This window comes from Pontibacter russatus (genome assembly GCF_009931655.1).
GTDB classification, from domain to species: Bacteria; Bacteroidota; Bacteroidia; order Cytophagales; family Hymenobacteraceae; genus Pontibacter; species Pontibacter russatus.
Window position 1 is genome coordinate 1 of sequence record NZ_CP047984.1, and the last position, 19744, is coordinate 19744.

Below are 19744 nucleotides of genomic sequence, written 5' to 3' on the forward strand. Positions count from 1 at the left end.
GGGTGTCGTCGTTGAAGTTTCGCAGCGCCGCCAGAATTCGGTCTTTCATCTCAGCGGCGGCGTCGTTGGTGAACGTGATGGCCAGGATGGAGCGGTAATAGCCAGGGTCGGGGGTGTGTAGCGCCAGCTTCAGGTACTCCTTGGTGAGGTGGTACGTTTTGCCGGAGCCGGCGGAGGAGGAGTATATCTTAAAGATAGAGGGCATATATGGATTCTGTAGCCTAAAGATACTGCACGCCGAGGGCTACAGGCAAATTACCGCGTAATATCTTTCCAGCTAAATCGTCGGTGCAGTGCTACCGGAACAAGTGAAAACGCCTCTGCCAGCAAAGACAAAGGCGTTCCATAGAATTTTATATGCAGCATCAGGCAGAGGGGGCATATATAGGATGTGCCCCCTCTGCCTGAAACCTGCGACTGCGTGAGCAGCAGGAGTTCTAATGCCTGTTGCCCCGGCGTATTGTGCTACAGTGTTCCAGGAAGCTTAACTGGCGTAAGCCAGCTGGCCCACCGGCTGGCTGTGGTACCCGGTCCCATCGTTCACGCACACATGGTACATGATGCGGGCCATCGACAGCGAGTAATCGGTGATCAGGCATTGCTGCTGCTCCGCGCTCATCAGGGCCTTGCTGTTGCCCAGGTTAAACTTGCTCAGCTCAATCACCTCATCAAAATTCTGGCGCAGGGCCTTCAGGGCCTTGAAAGAGGGCTCGTTGTAGTAAGCCGGAATCACCTGGCAAACGGCGTAGCTGCCTTTGGCGCGCTCCTGCGCTATCATGCTGCACAGCGACTCGATGTTCATCTTGTCAAGGTCGGAGAGGATAACGTAGAAAACGTTACGGCGGTCTGCGTTCACGGCCCTTGCCGGGGCGCTGCCCAGCAGCATGTTGCGGTGTATTTTAGAACCCTGCAAAAAACTCTCGTCCTTCAGAATCTTGTTGTGGATTTTAAATGCCAGCGCGCCGGAGGCAATCAGGTTGAAGTCTTTGCCCTGTGATGAGATTTTGGAAAAGTGTAGCATAGAAGCAGGATAAGGAGTTAGGAAATATTCTTTATAAATTTAACAAAGCAGGTATCAGCAGACATAACAGCGCCAATGTTTACCGTCATAAACCTTCCTGAATTGAGAGGGAATACAATGGCAGAAACTGTGGAGACATAAAAGTAAAATATTGTGTTCAATTACAGCTGTTGCACTAAATGGCTATAGCCGTCGCCGCAGGGTTCAATTGCTTTAAATTCGGCAACTTTTTGCAAAAAAATCGTGCTTTTGTCTTATTTATTGTACATGTGTCTAAATGGCTGGTGAACTGACATATATAACGGGTGAACGATATTTATGTTGCTAATATTAAATGAAAATATATAATTTTAATGTTAATGGCAGTCCATTGCATACATTTATCTATGCAAAATATAAAGTCTGGCTGTAGTGCAACGCCCATGGGCAAAAGCCCCTTAAAACAGTACAATAAATATATTTATTTAAAATACAGGCAGGCGTAGCTATTGTAAAGGTTTCTTCGTACTTTTGCTGCAGTTTTGGTACAGTCTGAATTACTGATAAAGGATACTCCCACCGTAGGCTAACCTGGTTGTTTATCGTTTTTGAGTCGCTCTGATACACAGCAGAGACAAGGTTGAATAGCAGACTGCGCCAGGTATTGAAGTATATACGTAATTTAGATGAACAAAATCAGATTTGAAGAGCTTCCGCTTTCGCCGGAAGTGCAGCGCGCTATCGCTGACATGGGGTTCGAAGAAGCCTCACCCATCCAGACACAAGCCATCCCGGTTGTTTTAGAAGGCAGAGACATTATTGGTCAGGCCCAGACCGGAACCGGAAAGACGGCGGCCTTCGGCATCCCTACCATCGAACAGATTGACCCGACCGACCGCAGCGTGCAAGCGCTGATCCTGTGCCCGACGCGCGAGCTGGCGATACAGGTTTCGGGCGAGATCCAGAAACTGGCCAAGTACAAGTCCGGCATCAGCGTGGTGCCCATATATGGCGGGCAGCCATACGACAGGCAACTGCGTGCCCTGAAGCAGGGCGTGCAGATCGTGATCGGCACGCCGGGCCGTGTGATGGACCACATCCAGCGCGGCACCCTGGTGCTCGACAACGTGAAGAAGATTATCCTGGACGAGGCCGACGAAATGCTCGACATGGGCTTCCGCGAGGACATTGAGTTCGTGCTAGAGCGCATCCCGGAAGAACGCCAGACCATTTTCTTCTCGGCCACCATGTCGAAGCCGATCATGGAGATGACGAAGCGCTACCAGACTGATCCTGTTATCGTGAAAGTAGTACACCAGGAACTGACGGTGACCAACATCGACCAGGTATATTTTGAGGTGCGCAGCAGCGCCAAGCAGGAAGCAGTGTCGCGCCTGCTGGATATGTATAACATGAAGTCGGTCATCATCTTCTGCAACACCAAGCGGATGGTGGATGATCTGGTGGCAGGCCTGCAGGCCCGCGGCTATTTCGCCGACGCCCTGCACGGTGACCTGAACCAGAACCAGCGCTCCAACGTGATGGGCAAGTTCCGCAACGGCACTCTGGAGATACTGGTGGCAACGGATGTGGCTGCGCGCGGCCTGGACGTGGAAAATGTGGAGGCCGTTATCAACTACGACCTGCCGCAGGACGAGGAGTCTTACGTACACCGCATTGGCCGCACAGGCCGTGCAGGCAAGTCCGGAAAGGCTTTCTCTTTTGTGGGCGGCCGCACAGATGGCTATAAAATCAAAGACATCATGCGCTTTACCAAAGCAAAGATTGTCTTGCAGCAGGTGCCCTCGCTGGAGGATGTGAACGAAATCCGCACCACCCTTTTCTTTGATAAGGTGAAGGAAGTGCTGGAGAAAGGCCACCTGGCCAAGCATGTTGCCCGTATCGAGCGCTTTGTAAATGAGACCGACGGCTATACGCCGCTTGACGTGGCGTCGGCTTTGCTGAAGATGAGCATGAAAGAGGCCAAGGTGAAGGAGAAAGGCGCGGAGGCCGAGAAAGGGCTTTCCGCCACCAAAGACGGCATGGACCGCCTGTTCATCACCATCGGCAAGAAAGACCAGGTACATCCGAAAGACCTCATCGACCTGCTGGCCCAGAACGCCAGCATACCGGCAGGCAGGGTAGGAGACATCGACCTGTACGACAAGTTCAGCTTTGTGGAGGTGCCGTCGGAGTACACCGCAGAAATTGTGTCCAACTTAGCGGGATTTGAATACCAGGGCCGATCAGTGGTGGTGGAGAAATCGCAGAAGAAGGGCGCCGGAAGCGAAGGCGGCCGTGGCGACAGAGGGGAGTTCGGATTCAGCGACAGAGGCGACCGCAGAAGCGGTGGCGGCTTCGACCGCGACAGAAACCGCGGCGGCGGCTCATTCAGGGACAGGGACCGTGGCGGCGATTCCTTCAACAGGGACCGTGGCGGTGATTCCTTCAACAGGGACCGTGGCGGTGATTCCTTCAACAGGGACCGTGGCGGCGACCGCAGAGGCGGTGGCGGCTTCGACCGTGACAGAAACCGTGGGGGAGGCGGCGGTTTCCGCAAAAGAAGATTCTAAAACGATAACCTTCCTGTTCACGCCCCGTATATATAAACAGACAGCATTTAAGGTGTGAAAAGCTTTAGAAGCTGTTAGAAAAGGCCGACTTCAAAAATCGGCCTTTTTGTTTTGGCCCCTGCTTACGTTTTTTTAAATCCTGTGTGGTGGGGAGCATGCAACATCTGCAGCGGCAGGCCGTAAACGACAGTATAAAAAGGTTGGAAGATTAATGCCGACTGCTGAAAAGCGGTTGGATATGACAAGGTTGGCATCAGACGGATGCCAACCTTGTTTTTTTTAGCAACCAGACGTGCAGGCATAAAAAAGGGAGCCGAAGCTCCCTCTCAACAGAATTTATATATAAGCTTATCCTGCTTTCGCAGCGTCGCGCAGCGAGCGGATGTGGTCGTGTGCTCTTTTCACGTCATCATACTGCTGTTGCACGATTTGCTTTATTGTGGACGGTAGGTCTTTTTCCAGGGCTTCCTTATAGGCTTTCACGGCATAATCTTCACCGCGCTCGCACTCTTCCAGCACGCGCTTTCTGTCTCTGGAGGTCAGGGCCGCTTTCAGGTCGATCCATGCGCGGTGTACTGTGCCCTCAATAGAGCTCGACTCGTCATCCAGCCCACCCATTTTAACCAGTTGGTCCTGTAGTTCCGTGATCATGCTGTCGCGCTGCACGGCGTATTTACGGAACAGGTCCTTCAGGTCTTTGTCTTCCACGTCTTCTGAAGCTGTCTGGTAGCCTTTTGCCCCGTCCTTACAGCGCTCGATCAGGTGGTGGATGGTTGATCCGATTTCTTTATTAATTGCCATAGTTTTACAAGTTTTGTTTTCTAAGGTACTGATGTCTATTATGCTGATGTACTGCAATTATTTCAAAATAGTTGCCACCGCGTATATAGCACGCCGCTTACGCCTCCTTGCAGGCCATGGCCTTACCCGCCAGGAAACCAGTCGTCCAGGCAGCCTGAAAGTTAAAGCCGCCCGTGACGCCGTCTATGTCCAGCACCTCGCCCGCAAAGTAAAGCCCCTGCTGCACGCGGCTCTCCATCGTCTTCATATACACTGAGCGCAGGTCCACGCCACCACAGGTCACAAACTCCTCCTTAAAAGTGGTTTTGCCTTTCACCGCCACCGGCGCGCGCAGCAGCGCCTCCACCAGTTTGTTGGTACTTTTGCCGGGCAGCTCGGCCCAGCGGGTGTCGTCCGGCACCGCGGCAAGGGCGGTAAGCGCTTTCCAGAGGCGCTGCGGCAGCCCGAACAGCGGGTTGTTGCTAACCACCTTTTTGGGGTGTGCCTGCCGGTAAGCCTGTAAATTTTCCCGAAGGGTTTCTTCCGTATAATCAGGGATCCAGTTGATGAGGGCGGTAAAATTGTACTGCTGCTCATGAAAATAGCGTGCTCCCCAGGCCGACAGCTTCAGCACGGCCGGGCCGCTGTAGCCCCAGTGCGTGATGAGCAAAGGCCCCTCGTACTCCAGCTTCTGACCCGCCACCCGCACTTTTGCCCGCGGCACCGACACGCCCTGCAGTTCCTTCAATGGCGAGGCGGGCACGTTGAACGTGAAAAGCGACGGCACCGGCTCCTGGATGTTGTGCCCCAGCGCCCGCAGCCAGTCGTAGCCCTGCGACTTTGGGTTGCCCCCAGTACACACCAGCACTTTGTCGGCGGTGACGCTCTCGCCGGAGGTCAGCCGCAGCATGAACGTTGGTTTCCCGGAAGTATCCTGCGCGGCCGATATCTTTTCTACACCCGCCCCTGTCCTTATCTGCACGCCCACGCGCTTTGCTTCCTGCAGCAGGCAGTTCACAATGGTTTCCGAGTTGTCTGTCACCGGGAACATGCGGCCGTCGGCCTCCGCTTTCAGCTGCACCCCGCGCTGCGCGAACCAGTCGATGGTTTCCTGCGCGCCGAATGTCCTGAACGCCTCCTTCAGTTGCTTCCCGCCCCGCGGGTAATGCTGCGACAGCACCGAAGGCACGAAACAATGGTGCGTCACGTTGCAGCGCCCGCCGCCCGACACCCGCACCTTCGACAGTAGCTTCCCCGACTTCTCGAGCAGAAGCACCATCGCCTCCGGGTTGAGCTGTGCGCATGTGATGGCTCCAAAAAATCCGGCTGCCCCGCCGCCTATCACTACGATTCGCTGCATTTTTGATTGCTGGTTGTTAATTGCTGGTTGTTGATTGTTAGTTGTTTGTTGAATGGTTTGATGGTTAAATGGTTGTTAAGACCTCAGTCGTAGAAAGACAAGGTTTCCGGCTCTTGAAGCTGCGCTCATAGCATAATCTGATGTAAAGCAAGTGTCATATATAAAACTCCATTTCACCCATGCAGCTATTGAACCATTCAACAACTAACAACCAGCAATCATCAACCAATAAAATTCATTGGGTCGGGATGTAGGAAGGCATACGCCAGCGCATCCTTTAATTTCTGGCTGTTGATGAGCTTGAAGTGCGTCTCCTGCATGTCATCGAACTCCGGGGGCTCCAGGCCAAGTGCCAGGGCGGCCTGCGTGTAAAACTCTTTGCGGAGCGGGTGCTGGTCGGCGCAGGCGTGGAACACCTCACCCCATATATCCTGCTCGATGATGCGGGATATAATCTGAATGCAGTCCTCTAAATGAATCAGGTTGACGGGCGCATCACCATTCGGCACGTGCTTTTTGCCCGCCAGAAAGCGTCCTGGCTTCCGGTTGCCGCCCACCAATCCGCCAAAGCGGAGGATGGTGGTCATCCAGCCTTCGGCTGACTGAAACAGCCGCTCTGCCTGCAGCAGCATGTGCTCCGGTTGCTGCTCCTCCGCAAAAATAATATCCTCCTCCGTCACCACGCGGTTCAGGTCGGGGTACACGGAAGTGGAGGAGACAAACAGCACCCGGTTGACAGGAGACGCTGCCAGCGCCTTCGCCAGCAGGCGCAGCTGCTGCAGGTAACTTTCGCCACCGTCGGAGCGCAGGTGCGGCGGAATGTTCAGCACCAGCACCTGCGCCTGCAGGAAGTCCCGAAGGCGGCCCATATCCACATTCTCCTCCTGCAGGTTCAGCAGGAAAGGCGCGACTCCCTCGGCCTGCAGCACTTCCAGCTTTTCGGGGGTCGTGGTCGAGCCTTTTACATCATACCCCGCCCTCACCAGCTGCGCGGCCAGCGGCAGCCCCAGCCATCCGCAGCCCATGATGCTGATATCGTATTTCTGACTCATATATGCTTCTTCTTCGCCTGAACAGTATCGTAACAATTTGCAGCCCCTGCTGTTTAAGGTGCGGCATTTGCTGCCGTAAAGTAACGCATAAATGAGGTATGATGTCGTACTTGTTGGCTCCGGCTTTGGCTCCCTGACGGCTGCGGCGCTGCTGGCGAAGCGGGGGCTGAAGGTTTGCGTGCTGGAGCAGGCGAAATATCCCGGCGGCTGCGCCTCGTCCTACAGGCGAAAAGGTTATTGGTTTGAGACCGGGGCCACGACCCTGGTGGGGTTGGATGAAGGCATGCCGCTGCGCCACCTGCTCGATGCCACCGGCATCCAGGTGCCGGTGCAGCCCCTGGAGCCTTCGATGCAGGTACACCTGCCGAATGGCAAGGTCCTGACACGCTACAAAAACCTGGGCGACTGGATTGCGGAGGCGGAGCGCGTATTTGGAAAGCACCACCAGCGGCTATTCTGGGAGCACTGTTACAGCATCAGCCAGGGAGTGTGGCGCACGTCGCTGCAGCAGCGCAGTTTCCCTTTCTCTAACCTGAAGGATTTGGCACTATCGGTAAGCCGGGTGCGGCCAGCGCAGCTGAAACTCCTGCCTGGTGCCTTCCGCACCATGGAGGACGTGCTGAAACAATACGACCTGCTTCAAAATAGACAATTTGTAGACTTCGTGAACGAGCAGCTGCTGATTACGGCGCAGAACCACCTGCACGAGGTGAACGAACTGTTCGGCGCCACGGCGTTGTGCTACACCCTGTACAGCAACTACTACGTGCCCGGCGGACTTATAAATCTGGTGAAACCGGTGGTGGATTATATAACCCAAAGGGAGGGCGAAGTTATATATGGCCGGCAGGTGGAGCGCATCAGCAGGAGGGAAGGCGGCTACCATATCGCTACCAGCAAGGGAGATGTTGAGAGCCGGTTCGTCATCAGCGGCATCCCCCTGAACAGCACGCTGGATCTGTTTGATGATGTGCAATTACAGAAGCGGCTGCAGCGCTATGTCATGCCCTCTGAACAGTTGAACGGCGCCTTTACGATGGGGCTGGTGCTGCAGGGGCAGGAGCCGCCAGCGGTATTGCACCACCAGGTGCATGTGCCGGAGGGGCTGCCGCTCATCGGGAGCAAAAGTGTCTTTCTCAGCTTCAGCCACCCTCAAGACAGGCTACGGGCACCGGCAGGAGAATTGGTGGCCAGCATCAGTACCCACGTGCCGCACCCGAAGCAGTCCTATATACAGAAAAAGCAGGAGATGGAAGAAGCGATTTTGGAAGCGCTGGTGCGAAGCGGCCTTATCAAACGAGACCATATAAAGCTGCTGCAGTCGGCCACGCCGGGTGCCTGGCTTTTCTGGACCGGGCGGGCCTTTGGTGCCGTGGGAGGCTATCCGCAGTACCGCCATATAAAGCCCTGGCAGATGAAAGACGCCCGCCTCGACCACCAGGGCGCCTACCTTTGCGGCGACACGGTCTATCCGGGGCAGGGCATCGTCGGGGTCTGCCTCAGCGGCATCATTGCAGCGGAGAAGCTCCTGCAGGACCACTTTTAGCTATATTAAGTAAAGAACATAGTTACCAATGCTCAATACTATTAATGGTATATAGGATTGGTTTTCAAGAGGCTCATATATGGGGTGATCTTGTGGATAGTGCAGGTTGATTTTGTCCATGTGCTTATCTGCGAGAGCATTTTTGGTGAAAGATGTTTTTTCAGCTCCCTGCCATTTAAAGCTCCCAGCCATATATAAAGACCGCGGAAGAGAAGCCTCCCTACTATATAGCCGAAGAAACTGAGCCCTTTCCAACCAATCATGTTTCCACCAGCACCGTTTTGAGCCCTGTTATCTCGCCGGCTGCTGTAGTACCCAGTATGAACACTGAAATGCGGGTTTCGCCGATGCGGTAAACCTTCACGTCCGGCAACAGCTCATGCAGCTTTGCCTGCAGCTGCCGGAAGCGCTCCGCCCGTGCCAGTTCATCCGGCGTTTCTTCGGCCGGACGAACCTGGCTGCGGAAGAATTCATCCAGTTCAACCACCAGCAACGGGTACTGCGCGGGCATGCCCGCCAGTTTGCGGACGGTCTCCTCATTCAGCTCGGTGCTGTCGTGCTCCTCATCATAAAAAAACTCAAATGGCTCGTCGGTCTCGCTCCGCATCAGGAGTCCGTTCACGGCCTGCTTCAGTTCGGTTTCTATCTGCTCTAAATTCATCTGCTCTTATCTTTAGGTTCAAATGAATACGCAAGTCTGGAAATTTAATCCTTCCGGGTTTTCGGTTTTATACGAAAAGATTCGCTGCGTATACGTTATAAATTGAAAAGCACCTTAAAGCTACACGACATGATAAAAGCAGAACCAATGCTGAAAGAAGGCGCCCTGAAGGGCAAAACTATCATCGTGACGGGCGGTGGCACGGGGCTTGGCCGCTCTATGGTCAAATATTTTCTGGAGCTCGGCGCGAATGCCGTTATCTGCAGCCGCAAGTTGGAGGTGCTGGCTGCAGCGGCGAAGGAGCTGGAGCAGGAGACCGGCGGCAAGGTGCTGCCCGTGGCCTGCGACGTGCGCAAATACCTGGAGGTAGAGGCCATGCTGCAGGCGGCGCTGGCGCAGTTCGGCCGGGTGGATGTGCTGGTGAACAACGCGGCCGGTAATTTTGTGAGCCCGACGGAGCGCCTTAGCCCCAAAGCCTTCGATGTGGTGACGGACATTGTGCTGAAGGGCAGCTACAACACGACCCTCGCCCTGGGCAAGCACTGGATCGAGCAGCAGCAGGAGGCGGCCATCCTGAACATCGTGACGACCTACGCCTGGACGGGCTCCGGGTACGTGGTGCCGTCGGCCTGCGCCAAGGCGGGCGTGCTGGCGCTGACACGCTCGCTGGCCTCCGAATGGGCCAAATACGGCATCCGCTCCAACGCCATTGCGCCCGGTCCTTTCCCGACGGAAGGGGCCTGGAAGCGCCTGTTCCCGAAGCAACTGGCCGACAAGCTGGACCCGGTGAAGCGCATCCCGGTCGGGAGGTTTGGGGAGCACCAGGAACTGGCGAACCTGGCGGCCTACCTGGTGTCGGATTTTGCGGCCTTCGTGAACGGCGAGGTGGTGACGATTGACGGCGGGGAGTGGCTTTACGGCGCCGGTGAGTTCAACGCCTTCGACCAGATACCGCAGGAGATGTGGGACGCCATGGAAAAGCAGATGCGCGGCAAGGGGCAGTAGCCCTGCCGCCGCTGCCATGTATGCGCTGCTTTCAAAAGGAGACAAAATGAAGCTCGCGCTATATCAGTTATATAATCAGTTATATAACTGGAAGCGAAGCATAAGTGAATCGAAAGATTTGGTGTCTTGCTACCTCATACAAGCACCTTGTTTCTGACATTTATATAGGCTGGCTTCGCACATTTTGCGGTGCAGAATTGTTCAGGAGGCATGAGATATTTTGTAGAAGAAGGCTCGATGGTGCGGGAGATATGGGGAAAGAGCGACACCATCCTCTTTATCTTTGCCGGCGCCTCCGCCGAGTTTGCCCTGAACAAGGCCGTAGACTGGCTATACTTTACCGGCAGGCTGCCTGCCGACCCGCTGGGCAGGCTGTTTACCACAGTGGCCTATGCCCGCCTGATTGTTTTTTCTGATTTTGAGGGAGCGCACCGCGCGATTGACAAGATGGCCGCGATCCATGCCAGCGTGGAGGCAAAGCGGGGCATGTCTATACCTGACTGGGCCTACCGCGACGTGCTCTTCATGCTGATTGACTATTCCATCCGCTCCTACGAACTGCTGGAGCGAAAGCTGACGGAGGCAGAAAAAGCGGAAGTGTTTGAGGTGTTTAACCGGGTTGGCAGCCGGATGGGTTTGAAAGGCTTGCCGACAACCTATAAAGAGTGGCGCCCGATGCGCGAAGAGCACCTGCGGCAGAACCTACAGCATGGCCCCTTTACCTCAGATTTATACAGGCAGTACCGAAAGCACCTGGGCCTGCTGCGCTATGGCCTGCTGTTGCAGGGGCAGGTGCTGGTAGTGCCAGGAATTGTGAACAGGATGCTGCGGCTCGGGCGGTTTTCGCTGCTCTCGCCGGTGCTGGCTATATATAAGGTATGCAGGCAGCTGCGTATGGAGTGGCTCCTGAAAGCGGCTATTCTTCCACCGGCCTATAGGTCAGAGATAAAGGCGCTGGATTCGGTGCCGTCCTGAATCCAGCCTGTCCTGTTAAGGCAACCGGGATAAATATTATATAGAACCAATGCGCGCTGAAACAGTAAAAGTGGCTGGTTTACGTTAACATCAGGAATGGATATCTTCTTAGGCACGCTGACGCCCGCGTTTCTTCTGCATATGTTTTTTCACGTGGCGGTGCCGGTAGGGGTGGCGGCGCTGTTCTTCCGCAAAGACTTCCGGCATTCCGCGCTGCGGATGCTGGCAGGCATTCTCATCGATATCGACCACCTCGCGGCCAGCCCCATCCTGGACCCCAGCCGGTGCAGCGTGGGCTACCACCTCCTGCATAGTTTCTGGCTGATTCCCGTTTATGTTACGCTTGCCCTCTACCCTAAAACACGGCTTATCGGACTTGGGCTGGTCATTCATATAGTGCTGGACACGGCTGAGTGCGTGCGGCATGCGCAACCCTTGCTGATGCTGGGTTAGGCTGACCCAATGGTGTAAGGCGGCGCGGGTACGTGCATAGCTCCTCCCGGGTATGGTGCTTCCCAGAAGAGTCGGAGGGCGTGGCCGTGCAACCTGTGCGGGCATATAGGCTGTATTCCTATACAGGGCGGTAGACGTTCCGGTGGGGCTGTTTGATTTTCAGGCTTGGGCACAAAAAATATCCTATATGCTTTTACCCACGTACGTTGAATTAAATTGTAGATAGATTATGAAAGAAACGGCACCAACTAAATCGATACTGGACATCCTGAAGGATCCGGATGAAGCGAGCAAATTGTTAAACAACCCAGGCAAGTACGGTCTTGATTTTTACAACGGGCTCTCAAACCAGAACAAGCAGTATATTGCGTTTGCGGCTGCAGCAGGGCTCGTGATATATGGCTTGTACCTGAACAGGCAAAAGGTGTAAGCAATCTGATGCCATTTTCCCGTGCAGCAGCCAGGCAAGTCGCTTTAGGCGGGCTGCTTGTGCCTGACCTGCAGGCATAACAACAAGCTCCATTGTCCCGGGTAGGGGAGATGGAGCTTGTTGTGCATATAGGTAAAGCCAAAATCCACGTCCCGCTTGAGGCCCAACGGCAACACCGCTCCGGCAAGTAGCCTCGCTTTATATACCGGGACTTCTCAGGAAGGGAGGCGGGTGCAATGGAATTTTCTTATATTTGAGCAGACCAGTGCCTGACGCCAGCCCGGATCAACTGCACCGGTATATAGCATTGTAGCACATATAGATTTGTGCAGAGAAAATCAGAGCGAAGGCATTGCCAGCTTGTAGTAATATTTATGTTCTTTAATACGTTCTGCAAGAATCAGGGGAATGTTTGGGCGGCAGTCGGTGAGCGCGAAACCACGCATGGCAGCAGTAACACCAAAACGCATCTATAACCTAATATAACCCTAAGCCTGTTTTCAAAGTAATTGCGGAACAGCTAAACCCCGAAAATGCATGCCTGTAACCAAGTTTGCCAGTAGCATCTACATGCTGCTGCTTTGCATGACCCTCCTCTTAACGGGCTGTTTCAAAAAGCAGTCCGGCGACGAAGAAACAGCCCCCGGAGCTGCCACGCCCTCACAAAAAGACAAACCCGCAGCCAGTGCATCTCCGGCAGAAACAACCGCCCCCGAAAAGGTGGACGTGAACGTGTACCTCGAAATATCCAACGGCATGAAAGGCTTTATGCCGCAGGCCACGGCGGGGAAAGAAGCCACTACGTTCCAGGACAAGGTGCTGAATCTGCTTTCGGAGGTGCAGGACGGCCGCTACGTATCGGACAAAGGCTTTTACCTGGCCAAGGAAGACCAGCAGAGCCGCCCAGTGCTCGACAGCGTATCGTACAATACGATGAAAAGTTATGTCGTGAGCGGCATTAAGGACGATGTGCGCGGCACGCCCCTTCCGGCTTTGCTGCAGACGGCCCTGCAGAACTCCATCGACCAAGGAGCCGTCTGCGTGATTATATCGGACTTTATCCACGGGCCCAGCGATCAGGGGCAGTTCATTTCGCTAGACGCAGATATGCGGAGCAGCCTGCGGGAAGCCGAGCACCAGGGGCTGGCCATCGCCATCCTGGCCAACACCTCCGAGTTCTTCGGCACCTACCACCCGGCGGTGAAGAAACCGGAAGTCAGGAGAACGCTGAACGGCGAGGAGATACCGTTTTATATATGGGTTATCGGCCCGCAGCAGGAAGTACAGGTGGTGACGAACAGGGTGCTGCGCAACCTGCCGCCGCAGCAGGCCTATTTCGGCTTCGAATATGAGAGCATTCCCTATTCCGCCTTGCTCAAAGAAAAGGAATTCAGCCCAAGCGGCATCGTTTATTGCAGCAGCAGCAACGCCGACCCCTGCACCTCAGTAAACCTGCAGCCGGAGGAGGATCAGCCCGTAGAATTTACTGTAGGGTTGGATCTGAGCAATTTGCCGATGGCGATGCAGCAGGTGGATTATCTGAAGCGCAACCTGAAAATCGGCAGCAAGGGCAGCCGGGCGAGTCTGGTGTCGGTGACGGCGGCGGACGAAAGCATCAAAGCAACCCCCGACCTGGCCAGGTACACCCATTTTGTGCGGGTGCAGGTGCCGCAGCTTACGGCCAATGCCGGAACCATATCCGTGCAACTGCCGCACGTATACCCCACCTGGATAGACAACTGGGCAACCGACAATGACAACAACCCGGTGGCGAACCCGAAAAAAACGTACCAGTTAGACAAAATAGTAGACGGCGTTCAGGCCCTGTACCGCGACCAGAGCGACTTCGTTTTTGAGGCAACCATCCAATTCAACAAAGCAGATTAGCACGTATGATACAACAGTTTTTCTCAGGACTCTACGAACTGGTTTTAGGCCGGCCCATCCCTGCAAATTTCACCAACGATTACCGCGAAGTCGTGTTCCCCAACACCGGGCTGATGCTCTTCATCATCACGTTGGCGATGGTGCTGGTGTATTATTATGTGCTCAACCGCATGATGAGCACCGGGTTGTACAAGCCGCGCCACTGGGTGATGTTCCTGGTACTGAACGCAATCATCGCCTTCATCATCCCCATCGCGCAGGTGACCGGCAACGACATCGAAACGCACTCCTATACCTATATGTTTGCTTTCGTGAACGTGATATACAGCCTCATCCTGTTCTTCATTTTCTCTATACTATTCAAAAGGGGCTCTGTGCAGGCATGGACCACCCCTATGAAATGGCCCAATAAAAAATAACTATGGCAAAGCTTTTTGTATTCGGAATCGGAGGCACCGGCTCCCGCGTGATCCGCTCGCTGGTCATGCTGATGGCGGCAGGTGCCAGGATTCAGAACTGTGATAAAATTGTGCCCATCATCATTGACCCGGACACGCAAAACGGCGACATGAACCGCACGGTGGAACTGCTCAAAACCTACAAGAACATCCACAATGCCCTGGGCCGCCGCGACGAAGGTTTCTTCCACACCGACATCAGCACCCTGTCCAGCATCGCCAATGACGGCAACGCCAAAATCCGCGACAGTTTTGTGTATGACTTCGGCGGCATCAACAAGCCTTTCAAAGACCACGTGGGTTACAACCAGCTCAACATCGAGAGCCAGGCGCTGATTGACCTGCTGTTTACGCCGGAGAACCTGAACAACAGCCTCGACGTGGGCTTCCGCGGCAGCCCGAACGTGGGCAGCGTGGTGCTGAACGAGATCATCGACTCGCCGGAGATGCGCTTTTTTGCCTCTAACTTCCAGGCCGGTGACCGTATCTTCTTTGTCAGTTCGATTTTCGGTGGAACGGGCGCCGCCGGTTTCCCGCTGCTGCTCAAGAACTTCAAGGATTCCCGCACGGGCCTGCCTAACGCCGCCAGCCTGAACAACGCGCTGACTGGCGCGATGGTGGTGTTGCCGTATTTCTCGCTGGAGCAGCCGGCAGCCGGCGTAGAGGCGGATTTTATCGACTCCAACACCTTCACCACCAAAGCCAAAGACGCGCTCTCATATTACCAGAACCACCTGACCGGGGTGAATGCGGTGTACTATATGGGCGACACACCGGACAAGCCGATGGAGAACAACCCCGGCCGCGCCAGCCAGAAAAACGACGCGCATCTGGTGGAGTTGCTGAGCGCGCTGGCGATTGTGGACTTCATGGACTACTCCGACAATGAGCTCTCTGGCAACGAAATATACCATGAGTATGGCCTGCGCGAGGACGTGAGCAATGTACAGTTCTCGCACCTGGACAACGAAACGAGAGACCGCATAGCCAAGCAGTTCATCCGTTTCCATTATTTTGAGCGCTATTATACCACACACCTGCCGGGAGATTCGCAGGCGGCGTATGCCAAAGGCGTGGACCTGACGAGCGCCATCCGCAACGAGCCCGTGTTCAAGGAACTTAACAAGTTTCTGACAAACCCGGAGTACGGCTACCAGGCGTGGCTGCGCGAACTGGGCCGCAACGAGCGGACCTTCGATGCGCTCAACCTGAACGAGACGGACTTCAACCGCATGGTCTCCGATAAATACATTGAAACCGGCTTCCTGAACAAAGGCATCCACCAGGGCGCCTTCGTAAAAGAACTCAACAGAGCTTCGGAGTCCATATCAGACCGGGACGCTTTCAGGGCAACCATCAAAGCCTTTGAAACCGCTACCGGCACGCTGGTAGAGGAGAAGCTGAAGTATAGTTAATGCCATGCTTTGTATCACACACTTAGTGTCATACGCTTATAACTTCCTTTTGTCATCCTGAAAGGATCTTGTGGGCATGAAGCAAAAGCTGCAGCTATGAGAAGCCACAACTACTTCGTCTACATCACCATCAATCCAATAAAACGGTGCTGTATGTAGGGGTGACAAACGATTTGCAAAGCAGGATAGAGCAGCACAAGGCAAACCGTGGAAACCGGGAAATATTTGCTGGCCGATACTACTGCTATAAGTTGCTTTTCTTTGAACGCTATACCTATGTGCAACATGCTATTGAGCGGGAGAAAGAGCTGAAGCTTATGAAAAGAGATGACAAACTGCAATTAATAAAAGCAGAGAATCCTAATCTGATGTTTTTGGCAGGCGTCACTGGTTCTTGCCCACAAGATCCTTTCAGGATGACAAATTGGGAGCAGGTGTTTTGAAAGAAAGTCACAGCAAAACTACTACTTTAGCAAACATTACCTTAACAAAATATAACGAACATGCCGAAAGTACTTCGTCTTCATAAAACCGGATCTAACGTGGAAGGCTGGGCGAAAACCAGCCAGATCACCAGCACCGAGATCAAAGATATAACCGATGGCGCCGGTGGCCGTGCCCTGAAGATCAACGCTTCCATCCCAACGCCATTTGCCAGGATGCACCTGCTCGAGACCGCCTTTGATTTTGTGAAGCGCGGTGTGGCGGGCTCCAACAACAGCATCTACCACCGGTTCGTCACCCACTTCTGGGATCTGTGGGAATTGCTTTACAACCACCAGAGCTACGCGCAGGCGGGCAACAAGATCATCATCCGCCGCTGGAACAAGCACCAGCAACTGAGCGCCATGCAGGCCAACCCGAACACGAGCCTGCTGGGCCGCACGCTCGAACTGTTCATGAATGACAGCCGCTTTCAGGGCGTTGAAGACATCTTCCTGATTTTCTTCGAATCCACGACCAGTCGCGGCGACCGGCACATGCAGCTCATCGGCGGCACTTCGCCGTTGACCTTCCTTTTTGTGGCGCCGAACGTGCAGCCGCTGAGTCTGAACCGGGCGCAGAACATCGGTACGTACTTCGACCACCATTATGTGGCGCTGGAAGACAGGGAGCAGGATTTCAGGGAGTATGTACACAAGCTTTTCGTGTCGAACTCTGCGATGATTCAGGCGTTTCCGGCGGTATATAACGCCCTGGACGAGCACCTGCTGCGCAAAATTAATATGGCAGGGGCGGTAGGCCAGGGAGCCATTGCCTCAGAATACCTGCAACTGGTGGATTTTCAGCAGAACCCGGTGCATGTGGGCCATATCAACTTTCTGGTGAAAAAGGATCAGACTGCCGTGACCAGCAGCGATCTGTTCATCCGCCCGACCCACACCGGCTTTGCTGGCGAGCGACCGATTGTGCTGAAGCCCGAACTGCGGCTGGCACCAGATGTGAAGTACGTCAACAACCTCGCCTGGCCCACAAATACCATAGTAGGTTATGCCGATGAAAAACCTTTGGAGAACCGTTCGCTGCCGGGTGTCGGGTTCAACTATCCATACCTGACGATAAACGACCTGCTGCAGGAAACGCTGGTGCAGGTGCCTTACGAGGTAAACACCGACCGTTTCTACAGTGGCACAGTGGTGTATCAGCCGGGTGTCACGGATAAATCCTTCAATTACCTGCTGCCGATCACGAGCCTGTACTTCGAGTTTTTCACGCCACAGGATCTGGCAAACCACCTGACCTTTTATATCGATATAAATCATGTGCGGGTGACGCTGAGTGTGCCGACGGAGAAAGGAAACGTGGTATATGAGCGCAGCTATTACGATAACCCGCTCAACTCGAAAGATGCTCATGGCAACGTGATTCCGGAGAAAGGCCGCATTGTGAAATCAAAGATCGGGCTGGGAGTTTTCCCGTTCTACAAGTTCACCGACGCGGTGCAGTACAATGATTTCTATAAGGTGATGCTAGTGGACGAGGACATCGATCCGCTGCTGGTGAACAGGAACCACTCGCTCGCCTTCTTTGCAGGGGGCAGGCAACTGGAGGCAGGCGGCGGTATCATCTCAGCCACGGCGCACCGCAGAACCAAAAAGAGCAACAGCAGCGCCGGCAGCACTTACTACGAGATCCGCGGCACACACTTCGACTTTGCGGAGTTTACGCATGCAGGGGTAGATTTTTCCGGGAAGGCGCTCATCGTGCCGAAGTACCAGGAAGTGCAGCAGGGTATTCTCAACTTCACGTTTGCCATCGACTTCGGAACCTCGAACACGCACATCGCCTATACCTCTGGCGCTAACCAGCCGCCGCGCGAGTTCACCATCACCGCCAACGATCAGCAACTGGTGATGCTGAACAAACCATCCGACGATCCGGCTCTGACTGATTACCAGCGATTCCATAAGCGCGGCTTCGGCAGGTTGTTTGCCGTGGAAACCTTACTGAAGCGCGAGTTTATACCGTTGATCATCGGCTCCGGCGGTTCCTTGTATAACTTCCCGACCCGCACGGCTACCTGCGAGGCAATCGACTTTGAGAACCAGATCACGAACCTGTTCGGCAACATCAACATCGGTTTCTCCATCAACACCGAAGGCACTCACCAGGACCAGTACAAGCAAACGTACCATACCGACCTGAAGTGGAGCGAGACGATGACCAATGCGGGCAAGCGCCGCATCGAAGCGTTCTTCACTGAAATTATGCTCCTGATCAAAAACAAAGTGGTGCTGAACCACGGAAACGTGGCCGGTACGAAGGTGGTGTGGTTTGCCCCGCTTAGTTTTGATGAGTACTCGCGCAACATGTTCCAGAACGTGTGGGACGGGGTATATAACGCTGTGTTTAAGAACGGCAGAAACACCGTGTGCATCACGGAGTCCGTGGCGCCATTTTACTTCCTCTCCAGAACGGGAGCTGTGGTGCCCAGCCAGGACGAGAACCTGATAAACGTGGACATCGGCGGCGGCACGACCGATGTGCTGCTGTTCACGAACCGCAGGCCCTCCCACAGCTCTTCCTTCCGCTTTGCTGGCAACGACTTGTGGGGCGATGGCTTCGCCACCGTGAAGACCAAAAAAGACAATGGCCTGCTACAGTACGGCGTGGACCACGTGTTGCGTATCCCGCTGACGGAGGAGGGACGCGAGTACCGCAAGTTCCTGGAGACGGCGCTGGACAACCCGGATTTCAACTCGGCGGATATCAGCAGCCTGCTGTTCAACTACGACAAAGAACTGAACTACAGCTCGCAGCTTTTGCAGGCGCGCCAGCTGCGGTTGATGTTTTACCTGCACTTCGGGGCGCTGATGTATCACCTGGCGCAACTGGTGCAGCAGCTGGATGTGAAAGTGCCGCGCTATATCTCCTTCAGCGGACGCGGCAGTTTATATATAAAGCTGCTGAGCGCCGGCAACAACCTCTCGAATGTGGAGCGCTATGCAAAAGCGATTTTCCTGAAAGTGACAGGGCAGGAGCCACCGGCTAATTTCAAACTGGTGCTGGTGGACAATCCGAAGCAGGTAACAGCCAATGGCGGCGCGATGGCTTTGGAGGGAACGGACCTGAACGACCTGACCAACATTCCGATCATGAAGCCGACGGGATCTGCGAACATGGCGGATGCACTGACTCCGGTAACGAAAACCCAGATAACAGGGGAACTGCGCCAGGAAGTGATGGACAACGTGATGAACTGCCTGCAACTGCTGCTCGACGATCCGGACATCTCTCCGCTGATGCGCTCGATGGGCGTGGAGGTAGACACGAAGCGTGTGCTCGACTATATGCGCGCCAACCTGCAGGACAGCTACACCATGGTGCTGGAAGATACCGTACGCGGCCTGACCGACCGGGAGCAGCTGCACGAGACGATGTTCTTCATGCCACTGAAACAATCGCTATATTTGCTGTCGAAGGAACTGTACAGGCAGCAGTCGCAGGTGAGTGCGATGTCTTGAGTTATATAGCCAGAAAGTCAGCAAGTGGATTTTCGATGGTTCGGATTTATCCCCCAGCCCCTCCTGGGGGTGTAGGGGTGGTTGGACCCGGTAAAGAGAATCTTTTTATATATAGCAAGAGCCTTCAAAATCATATATACCACATACCTCGGCCACCTGACCGAATAATTTCAGGCCTTAATTT

At 54.4% G+C, this 19744-nt stretch carries 17 protein-coding genes and 1 pseudogene; 11 read left to right on the forward strand and 7 right to left on the reverse strand.

Annotated features, from left to right (window positions below; all coding sequences use genetic code 11):
* Positions 1-22: 22 nt before the first annotated feature.
* Positions 23-196 (reverse strand): annotated as a pseudogene (locus tag GSQ62_RS21110) (UvrD-helicase domain-containing protein); the annotation flags it as partial.
* A gap of 288 nt (positions 197-484) precedes the next feature.
* Complete coding sequence (locus tag GSQ62_RS00010) at positions 485-1021, reverse strand: hypothetical protein (protein ID WP_161887595.1); 537 nt, start codon at positions 1019-1021, stop codon at positions 485-487.
* A 665-nt stretch (positions 1022-1686) separates the two neighbouring features.
* Between GSQ62_RS00010 and GSQ62_RS00015 the strand changes: the two genes are divergently transcribed.
* Positions 1687-3573, forward strand: a complete 1887-nt coding sequence (locus tag GSQ62_RS00015) for a DEAD/DEAH box helicase (RefSeq protein WP_161887596.1) — start codon at positions 1687-1689, stop codon at positions 3571-3573.
* Positions 3574-3695: 122 nt separating this feature from the next.
* Here GSQ62_RS00015 and GSQ62_RS00020 read toward each other — a convergent pair whose 3' ends face one another.
* The 4 genes from GSQ62_RS00020 to GSQ62_RS00035 all read right to left on the reverse strand — a co-directional run bounded on the left by GSQ62_RS00020 (position 3696) and on the right by GSQ62_RS00035 (position 6765).
* Complete coding sequence (locus GSQ62_RS00020; RefSeq protein ID WP_161887597.1) at positions 3696-3875, reverse strand: hypothetical protein; 180 nt, start codon at positions 3873-3875, stop codon at positions 3696-3698.
* A gap of 46 nt (positions 3876-3921) precedes the next feature.
* Positions 3922-4374, reverse strand: coding sequence for a ferritin-like domain-containing protein (locus GSQ62_RS00025; protein ID WP_161887598.1), 453 nt, complete (start codon positions 4372-4374; stop codon positions 3922-3924).
* 97 nt (positions 4375-4471) lie between these two features.
* Positions 4472-5713: a BaiN/RdsA family NAD(P)/FAD-dependent oxidoreductase gene (locus GSQ62_RS00030; RefSeq protein WP_161887599.1), complete on the reverse strand. Its 1242-nt coding sequence runs from the start codon at positions 5711-5713 to the stop codon at positions 4472-4474.
* A gap of 221 nt (positions 5714-5934) precedes the next feature.
* Complete coding sequence (locus GSQ62_RS00035; protein ID WP_161887600.1) at positions 5935-6765, reverse strand: SDR family oxidoreductase; 831 nt, start codon at positions 6763-6765, stop codon at positions 5935-5937.
* Positions 6766-6856: 91 nt separating this feature from the next.
* Here GSQ62_RS00035 and GSQ62_RS00040 point away from each other — a divergent pair, with 91 nt between their 5' ends.
* The gene (locus tag GSQ62_RS00040; RefSeq protein WP_161887601.1) at positions 6857-8311 is read left to right on the forward strand and encodes a phytoene desaturase family protein; all 1455 of its coding nucleotides are present in this window, start codon (positions 6857-6859) and stop codon (positions 8309-8311) included.
* Between the two features lie 259 nt (positions 8312-8570).
* Here GSQ62_RS00040 and GSQ62_RS00045 read toward each other — a convergent pair whose 3' ends face one another.
* Positions 8571-8972: a nuclease A inhibitor family protein gene (locus tag GSQ62_RS00045; RefSeq protein ID WP_161887602.1), complete on the reverse strand. Its 402-nt coding sequence runs from the start codon at positions 8970-8972 to the stop codon at positions 8571-8573.
* A 129-nt stretch (positions 8973-9101) separates the two neighbouring features.
* On the opposite strand from GSQ62_RS00045, the gene GSQ62_RS00050 reads away from it, so the two are divergent.
* The 9 genes from GSQ62_RS00050 (at position 9102) to GSQ62_RS00090 (ending at position 19560) form a co-directional block, all read left to right on the forward strand.
* Positions 9102-9977, forward strand: a complete 876-nt coding sequence (locus tag GSQ62_RS00050) for an SDR family oxidoreductase (RefSeq protein WP_161887603.1) — start codon at positions 9102-9104, stop codon at positions 9975-9977.
* A gap of 210 nt (positions 9978-10187) precedes the next feature.
* On the forward strand, positions 10188-10952 hold the full coding sequence (locus GSQ62_RS00055; protein WP_161887604.1) for an oxygenase MpaB family protein: 765 nt from the start codon (positions 10188-10190) through the stop codon (positions 10950-10952).
* 96 nt (positions 10953-11048) lie between these two features.
* Positions 11049-11405: a DUF6122 family protein gene (locus tag GSQ62_RS00060; RefSeq protein ID WP_237586856.1), complete on the forward strand. Its 357-nt coding sequence runs from the start codon at positions 11049-11051 to the stop codon at positions 11403-11405.
* A 229-nt stretch (positions 11406-11634) separates the two neighbouring features.
* Positions 11635-11835 (forward strand): hypothetical protein, encoded by a 201-nt coding sequence (locus tag GSQ62_RS00065; protein WP_161887605.1) that lies wholly within the window; start codon positions 11635-11637, stop codon positions 11833-11835.
* A gap of 537 nt (positions 11836-12372) precedes the next feature.
* Positions 12373-13722 carry a hypothetical protein gene (locus tag GSQ62_RS00070; protein WP_161887606.1) on the forward strand — a complete coding sequence of 450 codons (1350 nt, stop codon included), beginning with the start codon at positions 12373-12375 and terminating at the stop codon, positions 13720-13722.
* Between the two features lie 5 nt (positions 13723-13727).
* On the forward strand, positions 13728-14141 hold the full coding sequence (locus GSQ62_RS00075) for a hypothetical protein (RefSeq protein WP_161887607.1): 414 nt from the start codon (positions 13728-13730) through the stop codon (positions 14139-14141).
* A gap of 2 nt (positions 14142-14143) precedes the next feature.
* The gene (locus GSQ62_RS00080) at positions 14144-15595 is read left to right on the forward strand and encodes a hypothetical protein (protein WP_161887608.1); all 1452 of its coding nucleotides are present in this window, start codon (positions 14144-14146) and stop codon (positions 15593-15595) included.
* A 146-nt stretch (positions 15596-15741) separates the two neighbouring features.
* Positions 15742-16038, forward strand: coding sequence for a GIY-YIG nuclease family protein (locus tag GSQ62_RS00085; protein ID WP_317164385.1), 297 nt, complete (start codon positions 15742-15744; stop codon positions 16036-16038).
* 60 nt (positions 16039-16098) lie between these two features.
* Positions 16099-19560 carry an acetate and sugar kinases/Hsc70/actin family protein gene (locus GSQ62_RS00090; RefSeq protein WP_161887609.1) on the forward strand — a complete coding sequence of 1154 codons (3462 nt, stop codon included), beginning with the start codon at positions 16099-16101 and terminating at the stop codon, positions 19558-19560.
* The last annotated feature ends 184 nt before the right edge of the window (positions 19561-19744 follow it).

Coding starts and splice junctions, on each gene's coding strand:
- GSQ62_RS00010 (WP_161887595.1), bottom strand. CDS start 1,021: ATGCTACACTTTTCCAAAATCTCATCACAGGGCAAAGACTTCAACCTG.
- GSQ62_RS00015 (WP_161887596.1), top strand. CDS start 1,687: ATGAACAAAATCAGATTTGAAGAGCTTCCGCTTTCGCCGGAAGTGCAG.
- GSQ62_RS00020 (WP_161887597.1), bottom strand. CDS start 3,875: ATGCCTGCACGTCTGGTTGCTAAAAAAAACAAGGTTGGCATCCGTCTG.
- GSQ62_RS00025 (WP_161887598.1), bottom strand. CDS start 4,374: ATGGCAATTAATAAAGAAATCGGATCAACCATCCACCACCTGATCGAG.
- GSQ62_RS00030 (WP_161887599.1), bottom strand. CDS start 5,713: ATGCAGCGAATCGTAGTGATAGGCGGCGGGGCAGCCGGATTTTTTGGA.
- GSQ62_RS00035 (WP_161887600.1), bottom strand. CDS start 6,765: ATGAGTCAGAAATACGATATCAGCATCATGGGCTGCGGATGGCTGGGG.
- GSQ62_RS00040 (WP_161887601.1), top strand. CDS start 6,857: ATGAGGTATGATGTCGTACTTGTTGGCTCCGGCTTTGGCTCCCTGACG.
- GSQ62_RS00045 (WP_161887602.1), bottom strand. CDS start 8,972: ATGAATTTAGAGCAGATAGAAACCGAACTGAAGCAGGCCGTGAACGGA.
- GSQ62_RS00050 (WP_161887603.1), top strand. CDS start 9,102: ATGATAAAAGCAGAACCAATGCTGAAAGAAGGCGCCCTGAAGGGCAAA.
- GSQ62_RS00055 (WP_161887604.1), top strand. CDS start 10,188: ATGAGATATTTTGTAGAAGAAGGCTCGATGGTGCGGGAGATATGGGGA.
- GSQ62_RS00060 (WP_237586856.1), top strand. CDS start 11,049: ATGGATATCTTCTTAGGCACGCTGACGCCCGCGTTTCTTCTGCATATG.
- GSQ62_RS00065 (WP_161887605.1), top strand. CDS start 11,635: ATGAAAGAAACGGCACCAACTAAATCGATACTGGACATCCTGAAGGAT.
- GSQ62_RS00070 (WP_161887606.1), top strand. CDS start 12,373: ATGCCTGTAACCAAGTTTGCCAGTAGCATCTACATGCTGCTGCTTTGC.
- GSQ62_RS00075 (WP_161887607.1), top strand. CDS start 13,728: ATGATACAACAGTTTTTCTCAGGACTCTACGAACTGGTTTTAGGCCGG.
- GSQ62_RS00080 (WP_161887608.1), top strand. CDS start 14,144: ATGGCAAAGCTTTTTGTATTCGGAATCGGAGGCACCGGCTCCCGCGTG.
- GSQ62_RS00090 (WP_161887609.1), top strand. CDS start 16,099: ATGCCGAAAGTACTTCGTCTTCATAAAACCGGATCTAACGTGGAAGGC.